Annotated in this window: 21 protein-coding genes; 15 read left to right on the forward strand and 6 right to left on the reverse strand. The window is 62.0% G+C overall.

Features of this window, described 5'->3' with window-relative positions; translation table 11 throughout:
* Window positions 1-47 precede the first annotated feature (47 nt).
* From ABOA88_RS14010 to ABOA88_RS14020, 3 genes are read right to left on the reverse strand one after another with little or no spacing between them, the layout of a single operon-like run.
* Window positions 48-812, reverse strand: coding sequence for a TerB family tellurite resistance protein (locus tag ABOA88_RS14010; protein ID WP_367850670.1), 765 nt, complete (start codon window positions 810-812; stop codon window positions 48-50).
* Between the two features lies 1 nt (window position 813).
* Window positions 814-1,485: an N-acetylmuramate alpha-1-phosphate uridylyltransferase MurU gene (gene murU, locus ABOA88_RS14015; RefSeq protein WP_367850669.1), complete on the reverse strand. Its 672-nt coding sequence runs from the start codon at window positions 1,483-1,485 to the stop codon at window positions 814-816.
* The gene (locus ABOA88_RS14020; RefSeq protein WP_367850668.1) at window positions 1,482-2,501 is read right to left on the reverse strand and encodes an aminoglycoside phosphotransferase family protein; all 1,020 of its coding nucleotides are present in this window, start codon (window positions 2,499-2,501) and stop codon (window positions 1,482-1,484) included. Before ABOA88_RS14020 ends, murU begins: the two co-directional genes overlap by 4 nt.
* Window positions 2,502-2,631: 130 nt before the next feature.
* Here ABOA88_RS14020 and ABOA88_RS14025 point away from each other — a divergent pair, with 130 nt between their 5' ends.
* From ABOA88_RS14025 to ABOA88_RS14075, 11 genes are all read left to right on the forward strand, one after another.
* The gene (locus ABOA88_RS14025) at window positions 2,632-5,445 is read left to right on the forward strand and encodes an LPS-assembly protein LptD (protein WP_367850667.1); all 2,814 of its coding nucleotides are present in this window, start codon (window positions 2,632-2,634) and stop codon (window positions 5,443-5,445) included.
* Complete coding sequence (gene surA / locus ABOA88_RS14030; protein ID WP_196167827.1) at window positions 5,426-6,745, forward strand: peptidylprolyl isomerase SurA; 1,320 nt, start codon at window positions 5,426-5,428, stop codon at window positions 6,743-6,745. The genes ABOA88_RS14025 and surA overlap by 20 nt, the downstream gene beginning before the upstream one ends.
* On the forward strand, window positions 6,742-7,731 hold the full coding sequence (gene pdxA / locus ABOA88_RS14035) for a 4-hydroxythreonine-4-phosphate dehydrogenase PdxA (RefSeq protein ID WP_367850666.1): 990 nt from the start codon (window positions 6,742-6,744) through the stop codon (window positions 7,729-7,731). The genes surA and pdxA overlap by 4 nt, the downstream gene beginning before the upstream one ends.
* Complete coding sequence (gene rsmA, locus ABOA88_RS14040; protein WP_070571939.1) at window positions 7,728-8,534, forward strand: 16S rRNA (adenine(1518)-N(6)/adenine(1519)-N(6))-dimethyltransferase RsmA; 807 nt, start codon at window positions 7,728-7,730, stop codon at window positions 8,532-8,534. The genes pdxA and rsmA overlap by 4 nt, the downstream gene beginning before the upstream one ends.
* A gap of 160 nt (window positions 8,535-8,694) precedes the next feature.
* Window positions 8,695-9,075 (forward strand): Co2+/Mg2+ efflux protein ApaG, encoded by a 381-nt coding sequence (gene apaG, locus ABOA88_RS14045; RefSeq protein WP_043210391.1) that lies wholly within the window; start codon window positions 8,695-8,697, stop codon window positions 9,073-9,075.
* Window positions 9,075-9,914, forward strand: coding sequence for a symmetrical bis(5'-nucleosyl)-tetraphosphatase (locus tag ABOA88_RS14050; RefSeq protein WP_196167829.1), 840 nt, complete (start codon window positions 9,075-9,077; stop codon window positions 9,912-9,914). The genes apaG and ABOA88_RS14050 overlap by 1 nt, the downstream gene beginning before the upstream one ends.
* Window positions 9,915-9,954: 40 nt before the next feature.
* Complete coding sequence (glpE, locus tag ABOA88_RS14055) at window positions 9,955-10,284, forward strand: thiosulfate sulfurtransferase GlpE (RefSeq protein WP_367850665.1); 330 nt, start codon at window positions 9,955-9,957, stop codon at window positions 10,282-10,284.
* Between the two features lie 286 nt (window positions 10,285-10,570).
* Window positions 10,571-12,493 carry a PrkA family serine protein kinase gene (locus ABOA88_RS14060; protein ID WP_043210384.1) on the forward strand — a complete coding sequence of 641 codons (1,923 nt, stop codon included), beginning with the start codon at window positions 10,571-10,573 and terminating at the stop codon, window positions 12,491-12,493.
* Between the two features lie 140 nt (window positions 12,494-12,633).
* Complete coding sequence (locus ABOA88_RS14065; RefSeq protein ID WP_043210382.1) at window positions 12,634-13,905, forward strand: YeaH/YhbH family protein; 1,272 nt, start codon at window positions 12,634-12,636, stop codon at window positions 13,903-13,905.
* Entirely contained in the window at window positions 13,902-15,470 is a 1,569-nt protein-coding gene (locus ABOA88_RS14070; RefSeq protein WP_367850664.1) for a SpoVR family protein, read from the forward strand. Before ABOA88_RS14065 ends, ABOA88_RS14070 begins: the two co-directional genes overlap by 4 nt.
* Window positions 15,471-15,526: 56 nt before the next feature.
* Window positions 15,527-16,654, forward strand: coding sequence for a multifunctional CCA addition/repair protein (locus ABOA88_RS14075; RefSeq protein WP_367850663.1), 1,128 nt, complete (start codon window positions 15,527-15,529; stop codon window positions 16,652-16,654).
* A gap of 83 nt (window positions 16,655-16,737) precedes the next feature.
* Here the strand turns inward: ABOA88_RS14075 and folK are convergent, their stop codons facing one another.
* Both folK and folB read right to left on the reverse strand, forming a co-directional pair.
* Window positions 16,738-17,256, reverse strand: coding sequence for a 2-amino-4-hydroxy-6-hydroxymethyldihydropteridine diphosphokinase (gene folK, locus ABOA88_RS14080; protein ID WP_196167832.1), 519 nt, complete (start codon window positions 17,254-17,256; stop codon window positions 16,738-16,740).
* Window positions 17,247-17,603 carry a dihydroneopterin aldolase gene (gene folB / locus ABOA88_RS14085; protein ID WP_043210375.1) on the reverse strand — a complete coding sequence of 119 codons (357 nt, stop codon included), beginning with the start codon at window positions 17,601-17,603 and terminating at the stop codon, window positions 17,247-17,249. The genes folK and folB overlap by 10 nt, the downstream gene beginning before the upstream one ends.
* A 74-nt stretch (window positions 17,604-17,677) precedes the next feature.
* On the opposite strand from folB, the gene plsY reads away from it, so the two are divergent.
* Window positions 17,678-18,247 (forward strand): glycerol-3-phosphate 1-O-acyltransferase PlsY, encoded by a 570-nt coding sequence (gene plsY, locus ABOA88_RS14090; protein ID WP_196167833.1) that lies wholly within the window; start codon window positions 17,678-17,680, stop codon window positions 18,245-18,247.
* 25 nt (window positions 18,248-18,272) lie between these two features.
* Here plsY and tsaD read toward each other — a convergent pair whose 3' ends face one another.
* Entirely contained in the window at window positions 18,273-19,298 is a 1,026-nt protein-coding gene (tsaD, locus tag ABOA88_RS14095; protein ID WP_196167834.1) for a tRNA (adenosine(37)-N6)-threonylcarbamoyltransferase complex transferase subunit TsaD, read from the reverse strand.
* A gap of 206 nt (window positions 19,299-19,504) precedes the next feature.
* Here tsaD and rpsU point away from each other — a divergent pair, with 206 nt between their 5' ends.
* The 3 genes from rpsU (at window position 19,505) to rpoD (ending at window position 23,907) form a co-directional block, all read left to right on the forward strand.
* Window positions 19,505-19,720, forward strand: a complete 216-nt coding sequence (gene rpsU, locus ABOA88_RS14100; protein WP_003255575.1) for a 30S ribosomal protein S21 — start codon at window positions 19,505-19,507, stop codon at window positions 19,718-19,720.
* Between the two features lie 283 nt (window positions 19,721-20,003).
* On the forward strand, window positions 20,004-21,986 hold the full coding sequence (dnaG, locus tag ABOA88_RS14105) for a DNA primase (protein WP_367850662.1): 1,983 nt from the start codon (window positions 20,004-20,006) through the stop codon (window positions 21,984-21,986).
* 67 nt (window positions 21,987-22,053) lie between these two features.
* Window positions 22,054-23,907: an RNA polymerase sigma factor RpoD gene (gene rpoD, locus ABOA88_RS14110; protein WP_196167835.1), complete on the forward strand. Its 1,854-nt coding sequence runs from the start codon at window positions 22,054-22,056 to the stop codon at window positions 23,905-23,907.
* Window positions 23,908-24,016: the final 109 nt, after the last annotated feature.

The following is a 24,016-nucleotide window of genomic DNA, read 5'->3' on the forward strand; positions in this document are numbered from 1 at the left end:
CTTGCAGCCCATCGCGGGCGCTCGCCCGCTTCCACCAGTCAGAGGCGTTAAAGCCCACGCCGTTTGCGCACCATGGCATAGGCCTGGTGCAGCTCACGGGTGCGCTCGGTCGCCTCACGCACCTGCGCGTCGCTGGCCCCGCTGCCGGCGAGCTTGTCCGGATGATGCTTGCTGACCAGACGGCGATAGGCTTGCTTGACATGCTCGATCTCGCTGTCCGCCTCGACGCCGAGCAGGCGCAGGGCCGCTGCGTAGGTCATCACAGCACCCTCCGGCGCCGCCTTGCGCGGTTCGTATTCAAGGGCCAGCGCCTGGATCTGAGTCCGCGACAGACCTAGCCGGCGACCCCATTCCAGTAGCAGCTCGCGCTCGCGCATCCCCGCCTTGCCGTCCGCCCAGACCATCCGCCAGCAGGCGCGCAGGGTGCCTTCAGCGGCATGGGGCTGTTGCTTGATCCGCTGCAGGTAGCGCCCCACACGAACCTTGCCCGACTTGCCGCGATTGAAAGCAGCGATTGCCCGTAACCGCGCCGGTTCGGCCATATCCAGACGGGTCATTTCATGGCGGGCCTGCTGGATGTGCCCATCCACGACCCGGCCATCGCTCTTGGCCAGTCGCCCGAGCAGGACGAACAGCAATTCCTCGTCACGCAATGCCGGACGCCCACCCAGACGCTCACGCAAGTCGTCCCAGCCCTCCAGACGCAGGCGCCGGTCCATGGCTTGGCCAAGCAGGGCCCCGAGCAACGCACCAGGGATGCTGGCCACAGCGAAACCGGCGCCGGCACCTATCAATGTGCTTGGCCACCACATATCAAAGGCGCTCGCCGATCAAGCGCTCGACCTCGGCCAGGCGCTCAAGGGTGCCGACATCGACCCAGTGCCCCTGGAAGTGCTCACCGCTCACCCGCCCTTCGGCCATTGCATGACGCAGCAATGGTGCCAACTTGAAGGCTCCGGGCTCACAGCCTTCGAACAACGCAGGATCGAGTACGGAGATGCCGCTGAAGGTCAGGGTGCCAGCTGCCTCGTCGCCATCGACGACTCGCTGGCCGTCCAGACGGAAGTCACCACGGCCGTGATGGCCTGGGTTGTCGACCAGTACCAGGTGCGCAAGCCCCTTCAGGGGCGCGCGCAACCGGGCGAAGTCGTAATCGGTCCAGATGTCGCCGTTGACCAGCAGAAACGGCGCATCGCCCAACAACGGCAGCGCCTTGAAGATCCCGCCGCCGGTTTCCAGCGGTTCTCCCTCGGGCGAGTAGCGGATGCTCAGGCCGAAGCGGGCGCCGTCGCCCAGGTGATCCTCGATCTGCTGGCCCAGCCAAGCGTGGTTGATCACCAACTCGGTAACACCTGCCTTGGCCAGCGCCTGCAGGTGGTATTCGATCAATGGCTGGCCTGCCACTGGCACCAGTGGCTTGGGAGTATGCAAGGTCAGGGGACGCATGCGCTCCCCCTTGCCCGCCGCCAGGATCATAGCCTTCATGAACGCGCTCCGGCCTTCAGCTCGGCGATCAGTTGCCCCAGTTCGGCCAGCTCGGGACGACGGCTGATCACTTCATCTATATAGGCGAAGAATCGCGGCACGTCAGACAGATATCGCGGCTTGCCGTCGCGGTGGCAGATACGGGCGAAGATGCCGATCACCTTCAGGTGACGCTGCACGCCCATCAGGTCACTGGCGCGGTGGAAGTCCTCGAAGTCTGCCTGCACGGGGATGCCGGCCGCTTTGGCCTTCTGCCAGTAATCGCGCAGCCAGCCTTCGACACGCACCTGGGACCAGCTGACGAACGCGTCTTTGAACAGGCAGGTGATGTCGTAGGTCACCGGGCCGTAGACCGCGTCCTGGAAGTCCAGCACACCAGGGTTCGGTGTGCTCTGCATCAGGTTGCGCGGCATATAGTCGCGATGTACCAGGACCTTGGGCTGGGCCAGGGCGCTGTCGATCAGCGACTGGCTCACCCGCTGCCAGGTCGCCTGCTGCGCCTCGGAAAAGGTCAAGCCCAGCTCACGCCCCACGTACCATTCGGGGAACAGCTCCACTTCGCGGCGCAACAGGGCGACATCGTAGCTGGGCAGCGGCGCGTCCATCGGCAGGCGCTGGAAGGCCAGCAAGGCGTCGATGGCATCGGCGAACAGGGCATCGGCATTGTCGGCATCGATGATATCCAGGTAGGTCTGCCGACCCAGATCGCCCAGCAACAGGAAGCCGCGTTCCAGATCCTGGCCGTGAATCACCGGGACATGCACGCCGGCGCTGGCAAGCAGATGATCGATATCGACGAAGGGGCGGCAGTTCTCCTGAGGAGGCGGCGCATCCATGATCACGAAGCTGCGCCCATCGGCCTGCCAGCGGAAGTAACGACGAAAGCTCGCGTCGCTGCTGGCGGCGGTCAGGCTGCCTTCGGGCACCTCGCCCCAGGCGTTCTTACGGAAAAGATGATCAAGCTGCTCATCGAGCCAAGCAGTCAGTTGTTGCAGGCGTACATCGTGATCAGGCATTACAAGGGTCTCCGACGGCCCTAGCCGTCAAGCGGGTCATGCTTTATTATCCAGCATCTTTTTCAGACCATCGAGAGGCGTGCGGCCCCACACGCGGGCAGATGGCACGCAGGAAGCCCGGACTAATAAGATGGCATTGAAATCCCCCGCGTTTCGTAGAAAGTTTCCGTTGCTGGTGACTGGCGGTCTGCTGGCCCTGCAACCTCTGGCCACGTCATACGTGGTGGCAGCCGAGCAGTTCGACTGCCAAGTGTCCGCCTCCGGTGGTTGGGACTGCAAGCCCAAGACCACGGCCAACAATCTGCCGCCGCGCCCGGTGCACGAAGGCGCCGCGCTGAGCTCGGGCGGTGACGCCCAGGTCGCCGAGACCGACGCCGATGGCGAACCCAAGCCGGTGCTGGTCACCGAGAGCAAGGGCCGCGGCCTGAAGTCGCGTAGCGAAGACTACAGCCACCTTGACTGGGTTCCCCGCGACAAACTCACCGCCGCCCAATTGGCCGAGACCGGTCCGTACTGCGGTGGTGCATACATCGAGCCGTCGCGTCCTGGCATGGACGACACCACGCCCAAGGACGAGGCGCCGACCTACCTGAACGCCAAGGTCTCCCGTTACCAGCAGGAGCAGCAGATCGCCACCCTCGCTGGTGACGTGGTCATGCGCCAAGGCAGCATGCAGGTCCAGGCCGACGAGGCCAACCTGTACCAGGCCGAGAACCGCGGCGAGCTCAAGGGCAACGTCAAGCTGCGCGACAACGGCTCGCTGGTCGTTGGCGACCAGGCCGAAATCCAGCTGGACACCGGCGAGGCCAAGGTCGACAACGCCGAATATGTGATGCACAAGTCGCACATCCGCGGCAATGCGCTGTATGCCAAGCGCGGTGAAAACGCCATCATCCGCCTCAAGGACGGTACCTATACCACCTGTGAGCCGGGTAGCAACGCCTGGCAACTCAAGGGCAACAACATCACCCTGAACCCGGCCACCGGCTTCGGTACCGCGACCAACGTCACCCTGCGGGTCAAGGATTTCCCGGTGTTCTATACACCGTACATCTACTTCCCGATCGACGACCGTCGCCAGTCCGGCTTCCTGCCGCCGTCGTTCAGCACCAGCAGCGACACCGGCTTCATGCTGGTCACGCCTTACTACTTCAACCTGGCGCCAAACTACGACGCCACCTTGTACCCGCGCTACATGGCCAAACGCGGCATGCTGATGGAAGGCGAGTTCCGCTACCTCACCAAGTCCAGCGAAGGCCAGTTCGGTGCTGCGTACCTGAACGACAAGAACGACGATCGTAAAGAGCAGACCGACTACAAAGAACAGCGCTGGATGTACAACTGGCAGCACAAGGGCGGGCTGGATTCGCGCTTGATGAGCGAGGTGGACTACACCGACATCAGCGATCCGTTCTACTTCCAGGATCTGGATACCGATCAGATCGGTGTCGAAAGTCGGGACGTGATTAACCAGCAAGGGGCGCTCACCTATCGCGGTGATAGCTACCAGGCACGATTGAATTTGCAAGCCTATGAGATGGCAACCATCTCTCGCATCACCCCCTACGACAAGCTGCCGCAGATCACGCTCAACGGCATGCTGCCCTATCACCCGAGCGGGTTCGATTTCTCTTACGACACCGAAGCCGTTCGGTTCGAGCGTGACCTCAAGAGCGGCACCGTATTCAACGAAGATGGTCAGCTGGACACCTCGGCAGGCCCCGATGGACGCAGGCTCGACGAGAACATTTTCGGCGTGGCTCGCTCCAACGGCACCCGTTTGAATGTGGCGCCAGCGATCAGCCTGCCGATGGACGCCAGCTATGGTTTCCTGACGCCAAAGCTCAAGTATGTCTATACCCACTACGACTTGGACCTGGACGGCAAGGGCAAGAACGACTTGGCCAACGCCACACCTGAAGTACGTGACCTACGAGGTGACTTCTCCAGTTCGCAGGACCGTAGCGTACCGGTATTCAGCGTTGACAGCGGCCTATACTTCGACCGCAACACCCAATGGTTTGGCAAGAACTACCGTCAGACCCTCGAGCCGCGCCTGTTCTATCTCTACGTCCCGTATAAGGACCAGAAGGACATCCCGGTCTTCGACACCAGCGAGACCTACTTCAACTACGCCTCGCTGTTCCGCGACAACCGCTTCAGTGGCTCCGACCGCATCGGTGACGAGAACAAACTGTCGCTGGGCGTGACCAACCGCTGGATCGAAGAAAACGGCTTCGAACGTCAGCGCTTCAGCATTGGCCAGGCCCTCTACTTCAAAGATCGTGAAGTGCAGATGCCTGGCATCGACTGGCGCACCCGCGATGACGCTCAGTCGGACGTATCGCCCTACGCGCTTGAGTACCAGTACGCCTTCAACCGCGACTGGCGCTTCAACTCCGACTACAACTGGGATCCGGACAGCCACAAGGCTCGCTCGGGTAGCGCCATGTTCCACTACCAGCCTGAGGACAATCCCAACAAGATCGTCAACATCGGCTATCGCTACCGCAACGACCTGATCATTTATGACCAGCTAAGCGGTACCTGGAAGACCGGCGGTGACTACGGCGTTCCAGGCGACCCCAACTACATCAAGGACTATTACAAGATCCAGCAGCACGACTTCTCGGTTATCTGGCCGATCGTGCCGCAATGGAGCGTTATCGCCCGCTGGCAACATGACTACAACCGCAATCGCACCTTGGAAGCCATGGGCGGTTTCGAGTATGACAGCTGCTGCTGGAAGCTGCGTCTGATCAACCGTTACTGGATCGACTACGACGATTTCAGCCAGGCAGTGCCAGATAACGAAAAAGGCGACCACGGCATCTTCCTGCAAGTGGTGCTCAAAGGCCTCGGCGGTGTCGTGGGCAACAAGGTCGAGTCGTTCCTCGACGAAGGCATTCAAGGTTATCGTACACGTGAAGACCAAGCTTATTGATCGCCTGCGCCCGCTGATGCTGGGCGCCGTATTGCTGAGTGGCGCGGTGCATGCCGCGGTACAACCCCTGGACCGCGTGGTGGCCATCGTCGACAACGACGTGGTCATGCAAAGCCAGCTGGACCAGCGCATCCGCGAAGTGCAACAGACCATCGCCAAGCGCGGCGGCGGCGTGCCGCCTGCAGGCGTCTTGGAACAGCAGGTGCTGGAGCGCCTGATCGTCGAGAACCTGCAACTGCAGATCGGCGAGCGCTCCGGCATCCGCATCACCGACGAGGAACTCAACCAGGCCATCGGCACCATTGCCCAGCGCAACGGCATGAGCCTCGATCAGTTCCGTGCCGCCCTGGCCCATGACGGTCTGTCGTTCGACGATGCCCGTGACCAGGTCAAGCGCGAGATGATCATCAGCCGCGTGCGCCAGCGCCGTGTGGCCGAACGCATCCAGGTCTCCGAGCAGGAGGTTAAGAACTACCTCAACTCGGACCTGGGCAAGATGCAGTTGTCCGAAGAGTATCGCCTGGCCAACATCCTGATCCCGACCCCGGAAAGCGCCAACTCCGAGGCCATCCAGGCGGCCGCCCGGCAAGCCGGTGAGGTTTACCAGCAGCTCAAGCAAGGTGCGGACTTCGGTCAGATGGCCATCGCCCGTTCCGCCAGCGAGAACGCCCTGGAAGGCGGCGAGATGGGCTGGCGTAAAGCCGGCCAACTGCCGCCTGATTTCGCCAAGATGCTGAGCAGCATGGCCGACGGCGACATCACCCAGCCAATTCGCATCCCCAACGGCTTCATCATCCTCAAGCTCGAGGAGAAGCGTGGGGGCAATGCCAGCGTGCTGCGTGACGAAGTCCACGTGCGCCACATCCTGATCAAGCCGAGCGAGATCCGCAGCGATGCAGCCACCGAGCAACTGGCCGAGCGTCTCTACGAGCGCATCAAGAATGGCGAAGACTTCGGCGAGCTGGCCAAGAGCTTCTCGGAAGACCCAGGTTCGGCCCTCAACGGCGGCGACCTCAACTGGGTCGACCCTAATAGCCTGGTGCCGGAGTTCCGCGAGCAGATGGCCAACGCCCCTCAGGGCGAAGTGACCCGTCCGTTCCGTACCCAGTACGGCTGGCACGTGCTGGAAGTGCTGGGCCGCCGCGCCACTGACAGCACCGAGCAAGCGCGTGAACAGCAGGCCCTGAGCGTGTTGCGCAACCGCAAGTACGACGAAGAGCTGCAGACCTGGCTGCGTCAGATCCGCGACGAAGCCTACGTTGAAATCAAGCTGCCTGGCGCCGACCAGGCCGCCCAGTGAAGCCCCTGCGCTTCGCCGTCACGCCCGGCGAGCCGGCCGGCATAGGCCCCGACCTGTGTCTGCTGCTGGCCGCCGAGGCCCAGCCCCACCCCCTGATCGCCATCACCAGCCGTGACCTGCTCGTAGAGCGGGCCAAGCAGCTGGGGCTGGCTGTCAATCTGCTGCCGGTCATCGAAGGCGCCTGGCCCGACCAGCCCGCCCCCGCCGGTAGCCTGTATGTCTGGGACACGCCATTGGCCGTCCCGGTGATGCCCGGGCAGCTGGACAAGGCCAATGCCGCCTTCGTGCTGCAGACCTTGACCCGCGCTGGCCAAGGCTGCCTGGATGGGCATTTCGCCGGCATGATCACCGCACCGGTGCACAAGGGCGTCATCAATGAAAGCGGCATCGCTTTCTCTGGCCATACAGAATTCCTGGCTGACCTTACCCACACCAACCAGGTGGTGATGATGCTGGCCACCCATGGTTTGCGCGTGGCCCTGGTGACCACTCACCTGCCCCTGCGCGATGTCGCCGACGCTATTACCGCCGAGCGCCTGGAGCGGGTCACGCGGATCCTGCATGCCGACTTGCGCGACAAGTTCGGAATCGCCCAGCCCCGTATCCTGGTTTGCGGCCTCAACCCGCATGCCGGCGAAAGCGGACACCTGGGCCGCGAAGAAATCGACATCATCGAGCCCGCCTTGCAGCGCCTACGCAGCCAAGGCATGGACCTGCGCGGTCCGCTGCCGGCCGATACCCTGTTTACCCCCAAATATCTGGAGCACTGCGATGCGGTGCTGGCGATGTACCATGACCAGGGCCTACCGGTACTCAAGTACAAAGGCTTTGGCGCCGCAGTCAACGTGACCCTGGGCCTGCCGATCATCCGCACGTCGGTCGACCACGGCACCGCCTTGGACCTGGCCGGCAGCGGCAAGGTCGACACCGGGAGCCTGCGCGTCGCCCTGGAAACCGCCTACCAGATGGCCGAGAACCGACCATGAACGAGCAATACCAACACCGGGCCCGCAAGCGCTTCGGCCAGAACTTCCTGCACGACGCGGGCATCATCGACCGCATCCTACGCGCCATCAACGCCAAGCCCGGCGAGCATCTGCTGGAAATCGGCCCGGGCCAGGGTGCCCTGACCGAAGGCCTGCTGGGCAGCGGCGCCCAACTGGACGTCGTCGAACTGGACAAGGACCTCGTGCCGATTCTCCAGCACAAGTTTGCAGGCCGGGACAATTTCCGCCTGCACCAGGGCGATGCCCTGAAGTTCGACTTCAATCAGTTGGGCGTGCCCGAGCGCAGCCTCAAGGTGGTGGGCAACCTGCCCTACAACATCTCCACCCCACTCATCTTCCACCTCCTGGAACACGCCAACCTGATCCGCGACATGCACTTCATGCTGCAAAAGGAAGTGGTCGAGCGTCTGGCCGCCGGCCCAGGCGGCGGTGACTGGGGCCGCCTGTCGATCATGGTGCAGTACCACTGCCGCGTGGAACACTTGTTCAACGTCGGCCCTGGCGCCTTCAACCCGCCGCCGAAAGTGGACTCAGCCATCGTCCGCCTGGTGCCGCACGAAACCCTGCCACACCCGGCCAAGGATCCACGCCTGCTCGAACGCATCGTCCGCGAAGCCTTCAACCAGCGTCGCAAGACCCTTCGCAACACCCTGAAGGGCCTGCTTGACAGCCAGGCCATCGAGGCAGCAGGCGTCGATGGCAGCCTGCGTCCGGAACAACTGGACCTGGCGGCATTCGTACGCCTGGCCGACAAGCTGGCCGAGCAGCCCAGCGCCAGCTAGGCACACGCTAGTACTGTGGCCCCATCGCGCAGGCAAGCCCGCGATGGGGCCGAAAATGTCTACCAGCGACGCCAGGCCCTGCATAACTGGCCTCCAGCCCCGTCCATGGCCTAGACTGCAACCATTGCAGTATTTGCGTCCGCTCGTCCAAGGCCTTTGCATGTCAGACCCCCGCTATCAGATCGACGTCAGCGTCGTGACCCGTTACCTCAAAGAACAATCCGATCCCGACAACGACCGTTTTGCCTTCGCCTACACCATCACGGTACAGAACAACGGCACACTCAAGGCCCGGCTGGTCTCGCGCCACTGGCTGATCACCAACGGTGACGGGGAAGTCGAAGAGGTTCGCGGAGCGGGCGTGGTCGGCCAGCAGCCGCTCATCGAGCCCGGCGACAGCCACACCTACAGCAGCGGCGCGGTGCTCACGACCCGCGTCGGCACCATGCAGGGCAGCTATCAGATGTTCGCCGAAGACGGCAAACACTTCGATGCGCCCATCGCGCCGTTCCGCCTGGCCGTGCCTGGAGCACTGCACTGATGGCGGTGTACGCCGTCGGCGACCTGCAGGGCTGCCTGCAGCCGCTCAAGTGCCTGCTCGAACGCGTGCACTTCAACCCCGCCGTGGACCGCCTGTGGCTGGTCGGCGACCTGGTCAACCGCGGCCCCGAGTCGCTCGAGACCCTGCGCTTTCTGTATTCGATCCGTCAGTCGCTGGTGTGTGTGCTGGGCAACCATGACCTGCACCTGCTGGCCGCCTGGTACAACGTCGAGCGTCTGAAGAAGAGCGACACCCTGCGCGAGATCATAGAAGCACCAGATGCCGACCAGCTGTTCGACTGGCTGCGCCAGCAGAAGCTGCTGCACTATGACGAATCACGCGGCATCGCCATGGTCCACGCCGGCATCCCACCCCAGTGGACCCTGGGCAAGGCGCTCGAACTGGCGGCTGAAGTGGAGGAGGTGCTGCGCGACGACACCCGTCTGAAACTCTACCTCGACGGCATGTACGGCAACGAGCCGAACAAGTGGAGCAAAAACCTGACCGGCGTCGAACGCCTGCGGGTCATCACCAACTACTTCACCCGCATGCGTTTCTGCACCGCCGAGGGCAAGCTCGACCTCAAGAGCAAGGAAGGCCTGGACAGCGCTCCCAAGGGCTACAAGCCCTGGTTCGCCCACAAGGACCGCCGCTCACGTCATGTGAAGATCCTCTTCGGCCACTGGGCCGCCCTGGAAGGGCGTGTCGATGTTCCCGATGTCATCGGCCTGGACACCGGTTGCGTCTGGGGTGGCGCCATGACGCTGTACAACGTCGACAGCGGCGAATTCCACCGCTGCGAGTGCGCCGACGACGGCACCCCACGCCAACCGGCATAACCGACTAGACTTAACGATCAGCCCCGAAGGAAACCGCCCCATGAGCGAATTCAAGCGCATCCCTCCCGAGCAGGCCCTGGCCTTGCGTGAGCAAGGTGCGGTGGTCGTCGACATTCGCGACCCACAGGCGTTTGCCGCCGGCCATATCAGCGGCGCCACGCACCTGGATAACCATTCGGTCGCGGAGTTCATCCGCAATGCCGACCTCGACGCCCCGACCCTCGTGGTCTGCTACCACGGCAATTCCAGCCAGAGCGCCGCGGCCTATCTGGTGGGCCAGGGCTTTTCCGAGGTGTACAGCCTCGATGGCGGCTTCGAGCTGTGGCGCAGCACCTACCCGGCCGAAACCGCCCAAGGCAGCGCCGAATAAAATTTTTCATTTTCCCGCAGCCCGCGCCACGTGCGGGCTTGGGCCTTTCCTGACGAACGGTCGTGAGTATCTTCTCGGCCTCGCGCCCTTGACCTCCCGTATAACCAACTATCCTTAAGCCCAGGCCATCCAAAAAAGGGGAGAGCCGGTACACCGGCGTGCGGGTCATCGGTAGCGTTTCTACGGGTGTTCTGGGGGGTATACAGCAATCGGCCAGCCCGGTTGCATGCCAGCATCATGCTGACTGATCCGGCGTCGGCTCCAACGTATCGAGCGAGGTGACGTCATGAGCATTTTTAGCCACTTCCAACAACGTTTCGAGTCAACCCGCCAGGAAGAATTCTCGCTGCAGGAGTACCTCGAGCTGTGCAAAGAGGATCGCAGTGCCTATGCATCGGCGGCCGAACGGCTGTTGCTGGCCATAGGCGAACCAGAGCTGGTCGATACCTCAACGAACTCCAGGCTGTCGCGAATCTTCTCCAACAAGGTAATAAGGCGCTACCCGGCCTTTGCCGACTTCCACGGCATGGAAGAATGCATCGACCAGATCGTGTCGTACTTCCGCCATGCCGCACAGGGCCTGGAGGAGAAGAAACAGATCCTGTACCTGCTGGGCCCGGTGGGTGGCGGCAAATCGTCCCTGGCCGAGAAGCTCAAGCAGCTCATGGAGAAGGTCCCCTTCTACGCCATCAAAGGCTCTCCGGTGTTCGAATCGCCCCTGGGGCTGTTCAATGCCAGCGAGGACGGCGCCATTCTCGAAGAAGAATTCGGCATTCCGCGGCGCTACCTGAACACCATCATGTCCCCGTGGGCCACCAAGCGCCTGCAGGAGTTCGGCGGCGACATCTCCAAGTTCCGGGTGGTCAAGCTCTACCCCTCCATCCTCAACCAGATCGCCATCGCCAAGACCGAACCAGGTGATGAGAACAACCAGGACATTTCCGCTTTGGTCGGTAAGGTGGATATCCGCAAGCTCGAGGAATTCCCGCAGAACGATGCCGACGCCTACAGCTACTCGGGTGCGCTCTGCCGGGCCAACCAGGGCCTGATGGAGTTCGTCGAGATGTTCAAGGCGCCGATCAAGGTCCTGCACCCGCTGCTCACCGCCACCCAGGAAGGCAACTACAACAGTACCGAAGGCCTCGGGGCGATCCCCTACTCCGGGATCCTGCTGGCCCACTCCAACGAATCGGAATGGCACACCTTCCGCAACAACAAGAACAACGAAGCGTTCATCGACCGGATCTACATCGTCAAGGTGCCTTACTGCCTGCGTGTCAGCGACGAAGTGAAGATCTACGACAAACTGTTGATCAACAGCTCGCTGGCCAAGGCCCACTGCGCACCGGACACCCTCAAGATGCTTGCGCAGTTCACCGTACTGTCGCGCTTGAAAGAGCCCGAGAATTCCAACATCTATTCGAAGATGCGCGTCTACGACGGCGAAAATCTCAAGGACACCGACCCGAAGGCCAAATCGATCCAGGAATACCGCGACGCCGCCGGTGTCGATGAAGGCATGAACGGCCTGTCGACCCGCTTCGCCTTCAAGATCCTCTCCAAGGTGTTCAACTTCGATCCCCACGAAATCGCCGCCAACCCGGTGCACCTGCTCTATGTGCTCGAACAGCAGATCGAACAGGAGCAATTCCCTGCCGAAGTACGCGAGCGCTACCTGCGCTACCTCAAGGAATACCTGGCTCCGCGCTACATCGAGTTCATCGGCAAGGAGATTCAGACCGCCTATCTGGAGTCCTACAGCGAGTACGGCCAGAACATCTTCGACCGCTACGTGCTGTACGCCGACTTCTGGATCCAGGACCAGGAGTACCGCGATCCGGAAACCGGCGAGATCCTCAACCGCATCGCTCTCAACGAAGAGCTGGAGAAGATCGAGAAGCCGGCCGGTATCAGCAACCCGAAAGACTTCCGCAACGAGATCGTCAACTTCGTGCTGCGGGCACGGGCCAATAACAACGGCAAGAACCCGAGCTGGCTGAGCTACGAGAAGCTGCGCGTGGTGATCGAGAAGAAAATGTTCTCCAACACCGAAGACCTGCTGCCAGTCATCAGCTTCAACGCCAAGGCTAGCAAGGAGGACCAACAGAAACACAACGACTTCGTCACCCGGATGGTGGAACGTGGCTACACCGACAAACAGGTTCGGCTGCTGTCGGAATGGTATCTGCGGGTCAGGAAATCGCAATAAAGCGGCAAGCGACAAGCCGCAAGCTGCAAGCTGTCCGGCGCCAGGCCACGTCTCGCGCCACAGCTTGCGGCAGCGGTGGCTGCTCATTCTTGCAGCTTGAAGCTTGAGGCTTGCAGCTGCATCCAGTCACCGGAGGGACCATGAGCTACGTAATCGACCGACGCCTGAACGGCAAGAACAAGAGCACGGTCAACCGCCAGCGCTTCTTGCGGCGGTACCGTGAGCACATCAAGAAAGCCGTCGAAGAGGCCGTGAGCCGCCGCTCCATCATGGACATGGAGCATGGCGAGCAGATCAGCATTCCGGGCCGTGATATCGACGAGCCCGTGCTGCACCATGGTCGTGGCGGTAAACAGACCATCATCCACCCCGGCAACAAAGAGTTCACCGCAGGCGAGCACATCCCCCGGCCGCAAGGTGGCGGAGGGGGTGGCGGTCGCGGCAAGGCCGGCAATTCCGGTGAGGGCATGGATGATTTCGTGTTCCAGATCACCCAGGAAGAGTTCCTCGAATTCATGTTCGAGGACCTGGAACTGCCTAACCTGGTCAAGCGTCACCTGACCGGCGCCGACACTTTCAAGACAGTGCGCGCAGGCATCGCCAACGAGGGCAACCCCTCACGCATCAACATTGTCCGTACCCTGCGCTCGGCCCATGCCAGGCGTATTGCCCTGACCGGCAGCAGCCGTGCCCTGCTACGCGAGGCCCAGGCCGAGCTCGCCCGCCTCAAGGTCGAGGAGCCGGACAATTTCACCGATATCCAGGCCACCGAGGCCGAGATTGAACGCCTGAAGGCACGCATCAACCGCCTGCCCTTCCTCGACACTTTCGACCTCAAGTACAACCTGCTGGTCAAGCAGCCCAACCCCAGCTCCAAAGCGGTGATGTTCTGCCTGATGGACGTGTCCGGCTCCATGACCCAGGCCACCAAGGACATCGCCAAGCGGTTTTTCATCCTGCTGTACCTGTTCCTCAAGCGGAACTACGATCGCATCGAGGTAGTATTCATTCGCCACCACACCAGCGCTCGCGAGGTGGACGAAGAAGAGTTCTTCTACTCCCGGGAAACCGGCGGCACCATCGTCTCCAGCGCACTCAAGCTGATGCAGGAGATCATGGCCGAACGCTACCCGGCCAGCGACTGGAACATCTATGCCGCCCAGGCCTCGGACGGCGACAACTGGAACGACGACTCGCCGATCTGCCGTGACATCCTCTCCAAGCAGATCATGCCGCATGTGCAGTACTACACTTACGTCGAGATCACCCCTCGCGAACATCAGGCGCTCTGGTATGAATACGAGCGCATCGGCGAGGCTTTCCCAGATACCTTCGCCCAGCAGCAGTTGGTATCGGCCGGTGATATCTACCCGGTCTTCCGTGAACTCTTCCAGCGCAGGTTAGCCACATGACCGCCAGAGAGCAGAGACGCCAACCCATTTCCACCGGGTCCGAGTGGACGTTCGAGCTTATCCAGGCCTATGACCGCGAAATCAGCCGCCTGGCCGAGCGCTACGCCTTGGACACCTACCCCAACCAGATCGAGGTGATCACTGCCGAGCAGATGATGGACGCCTATGCCTCCGTCGGCATGCCGCTGGGCTATCACCATTGGTCCTACGGCAAGCAGTTCCTCAGCACGGAGAAGTCCTACAGCCGTGGCCAGATGGGCCTGGCCTACGAGATCGTGATCAACTCCGATCCGTGCATCGCCTATCTGATGGAAGAAAACACCATGTGCATGCAGGCGCTGGTGATCGCCCATGCCTGCTATGGCCATAACAGTTTCTTCAAGGGCAACTACCTGTTCCGCACCTGGACCGACGCCAGCTCGATCATCGATTACCTGGTGTTCGCAAAGCAGTACATCGCCCAATGCGAGGAGCGCCACGGCATCGATGCCGTCGAAGACCTCATCGATTCCTGCCATGCCCTGATGAACTACGGCGTCGACCGTTACAAGCGCCCCTACCCCATTTCTGCCGAGGAAGAACGTCGCCGGCAGAAAGAGCGCGAGGAGCACCTGCAACGGCAGATCAACGACCTGTGGCGCACCATTCCCAAGGGCTCGGAAAAAGGCAATGAACGCGATGATGTACGTTTCCCCGCCGAACCGCAGGAAAACATCCTCTATTTCATCGAAAAACACGCGCCGCTGCTCGAGCCTTGGCAGCGCGAAGTGGTGCGCATCGTGCGCAAGATTGCCCAGTACTTCTACCCGCAGCGCCAGACCCAGGTCATGAATGAAGGCTGGGCGACGTTCTGGCATTACACCCTGATGAACGACCTCTACGATGAAGGCCTGGTGACCGAAGGCTTCATGATGGAGTTCTTGCAGTCGCACACCAGCGTGGTGTTCCAGCCGGGCTTCGACAGCCCTTACTACAGCGGCATCAACCCCTATGCCCTGGGCTTTGCGATGTACACGGACATCCGTCGCATGTGCGAACACCCAACGGAAGAAGATCGACGCTGGTTCCCTGACATCGCCGGCAGCGACTGGCTTTCCACACTCAAGTTCGCCATGAGCAGCTTCAAGGACGAAAGCTTCATCCTGCAATATCTCTCGCCCAAGGTGATCCGTGACCTCAAGCTGTTCAGCATCCTGGATGACGACCAGCGCGACGACCTGTTGGTACCGGCGATCCACGACGAAGCTGGCTACCGGATCATCCGCGAGCAACTGGCCGCCCAGTACAACCTGGGCAATCGCGAACCCAACGTGCAGATCTGGAGCATCGACCGTCGCGGCGACCGCTCCCTGACCCTGCGCCACCAGCAGCACAATCGCAAGCCGCTGGGCGACTCCACCGAGGAAGTGCTCAAGCACCTTCATCGCCTGTGGGGCTTCGATATCCACCTGGAAACCGTGCAAGGCGACCAGGTGATGAAGACCCATCACATGCCTCCCCGGGGCGACCAGAGCGAGACGGGTGAATACGGTCGCATGGACCTGGCAGTGGTCCACCACCTCTAGAGCCCCCCTTCGTAGCTGTCGACAGGTTATCCTGTCGGCAGTCACGGAGGTTTTTAATGCAAATCTACAAAGTCGGTGGCGCGGTGCGCGACCGCCTGCTCGGGCGCTCGGTCAGCGATATCGACTGGCTGGTGGTCGGCGCCACGGTCGAACAGATGCAGGCCCTGGGTTACCGTCCGGTCGGGGCTGATTTCCCGGTGTTCATTCATCCGCATACGGGCGAGGAGTACGCCTTGGCGCGTACCGAACGCAAGAGCGGGCGGGGCTATGGTGGCTTTACCTTCCATGCCAGCCCCGAAGTGACCCTCGAAGAGGACCTGATCCGTCGGGACCTCACCATCAACGCCATGGCCGAAGACGAACAGGGCAACCTGTACGATCCCTATCATGGCAAAAATGATCTGGATCAGCGCTTGTTACGTCACGTTTCTCCGGCATTCGCCGAAGATCCCCTGCGCGTGCTGCGCGTGGCCCGCTTCGCCGCCCGCTATGCACCGCTGGGGTTTAAGGTCGCCGACGAAACGCTCGAGCTGATGCGCCAGATCAGCGCATCCGGCGAACTGCAGGCGCTGACCGCCGAGCGCAGTTGGAAGGAGATCGAGCGCGCGCTGATGGAGGATCAACCCCAGGTGTTCATCCAGGTGCTACGCGACTGCGGCGCCCTGAAGGTCCTGATGCCAGAAGTGGACGCACTGCTGGACAAGCAGCAAAGCCATACCCTGCAAGCACTGGAGCAGGCCGCCCGCGAGCAGCTACCGCTCCACGTACGCTGGGCCTGCCTGCTGCATGAACTTGCCGACCTGAACCAGGCCAAGGCACTCAACCAGCGGTTCAAGGCGCCCCGGGAGTCCCAGGAACTGGCCTTGCTGGTCGTGGAATGCCAAACCCTGTGCCATGGTGCCCTGGAACTGAGCGCTGCCGGCCTGCTGGAGTTGCTGCAGAAATTCGATGTGTACCGTCGCCCCCAGCGTTTGGAGGACTTCATTGCCGCCTGCCAGGCACAAGCGCGCAGCCGAGGCGAGAACCAGGCCTATCCACAAGCCGACTACCTGCGCGGCGCGGCGGCAGTGGCCAAGGCGGTCGATGTGAAGGGATTGGTGGAGAAAGGCCTGACCGGGCAGGCACTGGGCGAAGCGCTGAAGGAGGCCCGGCTGACGGCACTCGAGATCTATAGGCAACGCTGAATTGCTCTCCATGGGAGCGGGTCATCGATGAGCGGTGGGTTCACACCGCATTCACCGGCGCCCCCGCTCCCACAGAGGCGCCTTCAGATGGTCTGCCGTGGCGTCAGCTGCAACCCACGCCACTCGAACGGCACCGGCGCCAGCACCTGCTCGATCCGCGCCTCCTGCCACAGCTGAGCCATGTTTTTACCTTCGCCGGGATGCACCAGTTGCGGCGCGATCAGCGACAGCGGCCACAACACGAACGCGTTCTTCAGAATCTCGGCCCGTGGCAACACCAAGCCGTTGAAAGTCCCCAACAAGTCGTCGTACATCAGCACATCGATGTCCAGCGGCAGGCCTTTGCGCTCAGGCGCATAGCGACCATTGTCCGCCTCGATGAACTTGAGCCGACGGTCCAGCTCCAGCAGCGGCAGGTCCGTCTTGCCGGTCACCACCAGGTTGTAGAAAGGCCCACTCTTGATGCCCACCGCTTGGCTCTCGAACACTGGAGAGCAGTGCATGCCCTGCAGAACGCTCGCCAGGGCATCGAGCCCGGCGCACAGGTGCGCCTCCCGGTCGATATTGCTGCCCAGGCCTAGGTAAACCGTGCTCAAAGACATCCGCGCTCGATCTCCACACCGACACCACCGCGGGCAGCCGGCACGGCGCCGGGCTTGGTCAGCTTCAGGCGTACCCAAGGGATGTTGAACTCTTCCATCAGCGCCGCAACCAAGCGTTCGGCGAAGGTCTCCACAAGCTCATAGCGGGACTGTTCGGCGAACGCCTGGATACGCGCGCTCACACTGGCATAGTCCAGGGCCAGGCTCAGGTCGTCACCTGCCGCCGCCGGGCGGTTGTCCCAGGCAAAACTCAGGTCCAGGCGCAGGCACTGGCGAATATCCCGCTCCCAGTCATAGGCACCGATGACGGTCTCGACTTCCAGGCCTTCGATGAACACTCTGTCCAAGCACTTCTCTCCACAGCACGACAAGGGCGACTGGCGCCGTTAGAATCAAGGCGTCCTCGCCCGGAATAGTTAGCATGTTTTGGTTATTGGCGCTGCTTGCCTACCTGCTCGGCTCTCTGTCCTTCGCCATCGTCCTCAGCCGCATCAGCGGCAGCCCGGACCCGCGCTCGAGCGGCTCAGGCAACGCCGGAGCGACTAACATGCTACGCCTGGCGGGCCGCAAGCTGGCGATCCTGACCCTGCTCGGCGACCTGTGCAAGGGGCTGTTGCCCGTGCTGTTCGCCCAGCTGGCCGGCCTCGGCCTGCAGGAGCAAGCCTGGATCGGCCTCTGTGCAGTCATTGGCCACCTGTTCCCGCTTTACTTCTGCTTCAAGGGCGGCAAGGGGGTGGCCACCGCAGCCGGCATGCTCATGGGGCTGTACTTTCCGGCCGCCTTGCTGGCCATCGCCGCCTGGCTGCTGACCTTCTACCTCACCCGCACCAGCTCCCTCGCCGCATTGATTGCCACACCGCTGACGCTGCCATTACTGGCCTGGCGCGAACCCGAGGCACTGCTGCCAATCACCGTGCTTACAGTACTCATCGTCTGGCGCCACCGCAGCAATCTACGCGACCTGTTTGCCGGGCGCGAACGACATTTCTGAATGCCCTGCCCGGCAATACCTCGCCTCATACGGCCGACAACTGCTCCATCGGCCAGCGCGCCTGCACGCTGATCGCCAGATCCTGTCGTTGCCCGGCCAGCAGCCGCTGGCAACCGGCATAGGCGATCATCGCGCCGTTGTCGGTGCAGAACTGGGGACGCGCGTAGTAAACATTGCCATGGAGACTGGCGAGCATGGTTTCCAGCGAGGCGCGCAAGGCCTTGTTGGCACTCACACCACCCGCGATGACCAGGCGCTTGAGGCCGGTCTGCTTGAGCGCGCGCTTGCACTTGATGGTCAACGTCTCGACCACCGCCTGCTGGAACGCCAGCGAAAGGTCGCAGCGGGTCTGATCGCTATCATCGCCGGCGTCCCGGCATTGCTGCCAGGTATTCAAGGCGAAGGTCTTCAGGCCACTGAAGCTGAACTCCAGGCCCGGACGGTCGGTCATTGGCCGTGGGAACACGAAGCGGCCCGGCACGCCTTTTTCGGCCAAACGGGCGATTTCCGGGCCACCGGGGTAATTCAGGCCGATCAGCTTGGCCGTCTTGTCGAACGCCTCGCCTGCCGCATCGTCCAGACTTTCGCCTAGCAGCTCGTACTGGCCGATGCCATCGACCCGCACCAGTTGGGTATGGCCGCCAGAGACCAACAATGCGACGAACGGAAACTCTGGCGGGGTTTCCTCCAGCATGGGCGCCAACAAGTGGCCTTCCATGTGGTGTACGCCGATCGCCGGGATGTCCCAGGCGAACGCCAGCGCCTGGGCGCAGGAAGCGCCGACCAGCAGCGCGCCGACCAGCCCGGGGCCAGCGGTGTAGGCGATCGCATCGATCTCGGTGGCGACACAGTCGGCCTCGGCCAGCACCTGGCGGATCAAGGGCAGCATGCGCTTGACGTGATCACGCGAGGCCAGCTCCGGCACTACGCCGCCATAGACGCGGTGCAGGTCGATTTGACTGAACAGGGCATCGGCCAACAGGCCGCGCTCGCTGTCGTATAATGCGACGCCGGTTTCGTCGCAGGATGTTTCCAATCCCAGTACTAGCATGGGTCCGTGCCTTGTCGAGGCTGAATTCGAAGGCGCGCATGATAGTCCTCGTACCCCATGCCGACCAGCGGTTTTCGATCAGAGGCTTTGCATTCCGGCCAGCTAAGGGTTAACATCCGCAACCCTTGAAAACCGACGTTCTCCAGCACACCTTTTTGTTTTGCCAGGAGCACGTCTACCCCGGTAATGAATGAAGGTAGCCCTGGATGCCAGCCGTCAAAGTTAAAGAGAACGAACCCTTCGACGTAGCTCTGCGTCGTTTCAAGCGCTCCTGCGAAAAAGCCGGTGTACTGGCTGAAGTTCGTAGCCGCGAGTTTTATGAGAAGCCGACTGCCGAGCGCAAGCGCAAAGCTGCTGCCGCTGTAAAGCGTCACGCCAAGAAGGTTCAGCGCGAACAGCGCCGCGCCGTTCGTCTGTACTAATACAGACGTTCTACGCAAAGCTTCTGCCCCGCCCGGCCCTGTGCCGGGTTGATGGCAGCGGTTGTTTCAAACCTCAGACTCACGTCCGAGGCGCCCCTTGCAACAACTCCGGGGCAACCTGCCTGACACGTCAGAGCTGGTCTTCGACCAGTCGTGCACGTCCTGACTGACGAGCCCTCCGTGGCTGACGAGCACATTTTTCTCACTCTTCCTGCACCGCACTACTCGCCCCGAACCCGCGCGTAGCGATTAGACTTGCCAGCTGCCAGATGACGAGACTGCCATGGCCGGGCTGATTCCCCAAAGCTTCATTGATGACCTGCTCAACCGCACCGATATCGTCGATGTGGTGAGTTCGCGCATCCAACTGAAGAAAACCGGCAAGAATCTCTCCGCCTGCTGCCCGTTCCACAAAGAGAAGACCCCCTCCTTCACCGTCAGCCCCGACAAACAGTTCTATTACTGCTTCGGCTGCGGCGCTGGCGGCAACGCGCTCGGCTTCGTCATGGACCACGACAACCTGGACTTTCCCCAGGCCGTGGAGGAATTGGCCCGTGCCGCAGGCATGGAAGTGCCGCGAGAAGAAGGCCGCCGAGGCCAGAAGCCCCGTCAGCCCACTGATTCACCACTCTACCCACTGCTGGAAGCCGCTGCCGAGTTCTATCGCCAGGCCTTGCGCGCTCACCCGACCCGCAAGGCGGCAGTGGACTATCTCAAGGGTCGCGGCCTGTCCGGCGAGATCGCCCGCGACTTCGGCCTGGGCTTCGCGCCGCCGGGCTGGGACAACCTGCTCAAACACCTGGGCGCCGACAGCCTGCAACAGAAAGTGATGATCGACGCAGGCCTGTTGGTCGAGAACGCCGAGAGCGGCAAGCGCTACGACCGCTTCCGCGACCGGGTGATGTTCCCAATCCGTGACAGCCGCGGCCGGGTCATCGCCTTTGGCGGCCGGGTCCTCGGTGATGACAAGCCCAAGTACCTGAACTCCCCGGAAACCCCGGTCTTTCACAAAGGCCAGGAACTCTACGGCCTGTTCGAAGCGCGAAAGCACAACCGCAACCTTGATGAAATCATCGTGGTCGAGGGCTATATGGACGTCATCGCCCTGGCCCAGCAAGGCCTGCGCAACGCGGTGGCAACCCTAGGCACCGCGACCAGCGAAGAGCATCTCAAGCGCCTGTTTCGCGTGGTGCCGAGTGTCCTGTTCTGCTTCGACGGCGACCAGGCTGGCCGCAAGGCTGCCTGGCGCGCCCTGGAGTCCACCCTGGCCAGCCTGCAGGACGGGCGCCGGGCGCGCTTTCTGTTCCTGCCCGAGGGCGAAGACCCGGATAGCCTGGTCCGCGCCGAAGGCACCGACGCTTTCATGGCCCGCATCAACCAGCACGCCCAACCGCTGGCGGACTACTTTTTCGAGCAATTGAGCAACGAGGCAGACCCTCGTTCGCTGGAAGGCAAAGCGCACATGGCCACATTGGCCGCACCGCTGATCGAAAAGATTCCGGGCGCCAATTTGCGTCAGCTCATGCGCAATCGCTTGAAGGAAATAACCGGCCTCGACCCTCAGCAGGTCGAGCAGCTGGCACAGCACGCGCCGGCACCGAACGTGCCCGACTACGACCCAGGCTATGACTATGACGCCATGGCCAGCTACGCTCCTGACTACAGCGACGCGCATCAGCCCGACTACGCGCCTGCCCAGCAGGAGCAGCGCCCATGGACCCCGAACAAGGGCGCAAAGAAACCGTGGGATGGCAAGCCCTGGGACAAAAAAGGCGGCAAGCCCTGGCAACGCGACGGCCAGCGAGGCGAAGCACCACCGCGCGTCCCGGCCCCGGTCGAGCCGCCGACGCTGTCGGCCCTGCGCACCCTGCTGCATTACCCGCTGCTGGCAGGGAAGGTGGAAGATGCCAGCCATTTTGCCGACGAAGAACATATCTACAGCCAGTTGCTGGTGGCCCTGATCGAGGCCGCACAGAAGAATCCTAAGCTAAGCTCAATGCAGTTGATTGCACGTTGGCACGGCACCGAACAAGGCCGCCTGCTGCGGGCCCTGGCGGAAAAGGAATGGCTGATCGATGCCGATAACCTTGAACAACAGTTTTTCGACACTATAACTAGCTTGTCCGCCCGCCAACGCGAGCGCAGCCTGGAACATCTGCTCAGGAAAGCACGTCAAAGCGAGTTGAGCACCGAGGAAAAATCGCAGCTCCTCGCACTGCTGAGCAGGAATGTTCCCGCACAAACCCCGACCTCATCTGGCGCGTGAGGTCCATGCTCGGGTATAATCCTCGGCTTGTTTTTTGCCCGCCAAGACCTTCAGTGGATAGGGTGTTATGTCCGGAAAAGCGCAACAGCAATCTCGTATCAAAGAGTTGATCACCCGCGGTCGTGAGCAGGGCTACCTGACTTACGCGGAGGTCAACGACCACCTGCCTGAGGATATTTCAGATCCGGAACAGGTGGAAGACATCATCCGCATGATCAACGACATGGGGATCAACGTATTCGAGAGTGCTCCGGATGCGGATGCCCTGCTGTTGGCGGAAGCCGACACCGACGAAGCCGCAGCCGAAGAAGCCGCCGCAGCGTTGGCGGCAGTCGAGACCGATATCGGCCGCACGACCGACCCGGTGCGCATGTACATGCGCGAAATGGGTACCGTCGAGCTGCTGACCCGCGAAGGCGAGATCGAAATCGCCAAGCGTATCGAGGAAGGCATTCGCGAAGTCATGGGCGCCATCGCCCATTTCCCGGGGACTGTCGACTACATCCTCAGCGAATACGATCGTGTCACCACCGAAGGTGGCCGTCTGTCCGATGTCCTCAGCGGTTACATCGACCCTGACGACAACATTGCCGCGCCGACCGAAGAAGTGCCGATCCCGGGCGCCAAGGCCGCAGCCGCCAAGGAAGAAGAGGACGACGACGAAGAAAGCGAAGAAAGCAGCGACGACAGCGAGGACGAGGGCGAAAGCGGCCCGGATCCTGAAGTCGCCCGCCAGCGTTTCGGCGCAGTCGCCGACCAGCTCCAGGCCACCGGCAAGATCCTGAAGAAACACGGCCGCAGCGGCAAAGAGAGCATCGAAGCCCTCCAGGCCCTGGCTGATCTGTTCATGCCGATCAAGCTGGTGCCCAAGCAGTTCGACGTTCTGGTCGAGCGCGTGCGCAGTGCCTTGGATCGCCTGCGTGCCCAGGAACGCGCCATCATGCAGTTGTGCGTACGTGACGCCCGCATGCCTCGCGCCGACTTCCTGCGTCTGTTCCCAAGCAACGAGACCGACCAGACCTGGAGCGGTGACCTGTCCAAGCGCAACACCAAGTGGGCTGCCGCCCTGGGTGAGAAAGACGCTGCGATCGTCGCCTGCCAGCAAAAGCTGATCGACCTTGAGAACGAAACCGGTCTGACCGTCGCCGAGATCAAGGAAATCAACCGCCGCATGTCGATCGGTGAGGCCAAGGCCCGCCGCGCCAAGAAAGAAATGGTCGAGGCGAACCTGCGTCTGGTGATCTCCATCGCCAAGAAGTACACCAACCGTGGCCTGCAGTTCCTGGACCTGATCCAGGAAGGCAACATCGGCCTGATGAAGGCGGTGGACAAGTTCGAATACCGTCGCGGCTACAAGTTCTCGACCTACGCCACCTGGTGGATCCGCCAGGCGATCACCCGCTCGATTGCCGACCAGGCACGCACCATCCGTATTCCGGTGCACATGATCGAGACGATCAACAAGCTCAACCGTATTTCCCGTCAGATGCTGCAGGAAATGGGTCGCGAACCGACGCCGGAAGAGCTGGGCGAGCGCATGGAAATGCCTGAGGACAAGATCCGCAAGGTGTTGAAGATCGCCAAGGAACCGATCTCCATGGAGACGCCGATCGGTGACGATGAAGATTCGCATCTGGGCGACTTCATCGAGGACTCGACCATGCAGTCCCCGATCGACGTGGCCACGGTCGAAAGCCTCAAGGAAGCCACGCGTGACGTGCTCTCGGGCCTGACCGCACGCGAAGCCAAGGTGCTGCGCATGCGTTTCGGTATCGACATGAACACTGATCACACCCTCGAAGAGGTAGGCAAGCAGTTCGACGTGACCCGCGAGCGGATCCGTCAGATCGAAGCCAAGGCGCTGCGCAAGCTGCGCCACCCGACGCGAAGCGAGCACCTGCGCTCCTTCCTCGACGAGTGATGACAAACCCCGGCCCAGGCCGGGGTTTTTCTTTTCAGGCACGTGACCATCCCCACACGATCGCCACTCCCCTTGGCCATTGCCCGTCTACACTCGATTCAGACCACCT

This window comes from Pseudomonas sp. PKS, from assembly GCF_051913525.1.
Taxonomy (GTDB): domain Bacteria; phylum Pseudomonadota; class Gammaproteobacteria; order Pseudomonadales; family Pseudomonadaceae; genus Aquipseudomonas; species Aquipseudomonas guariconensis_D.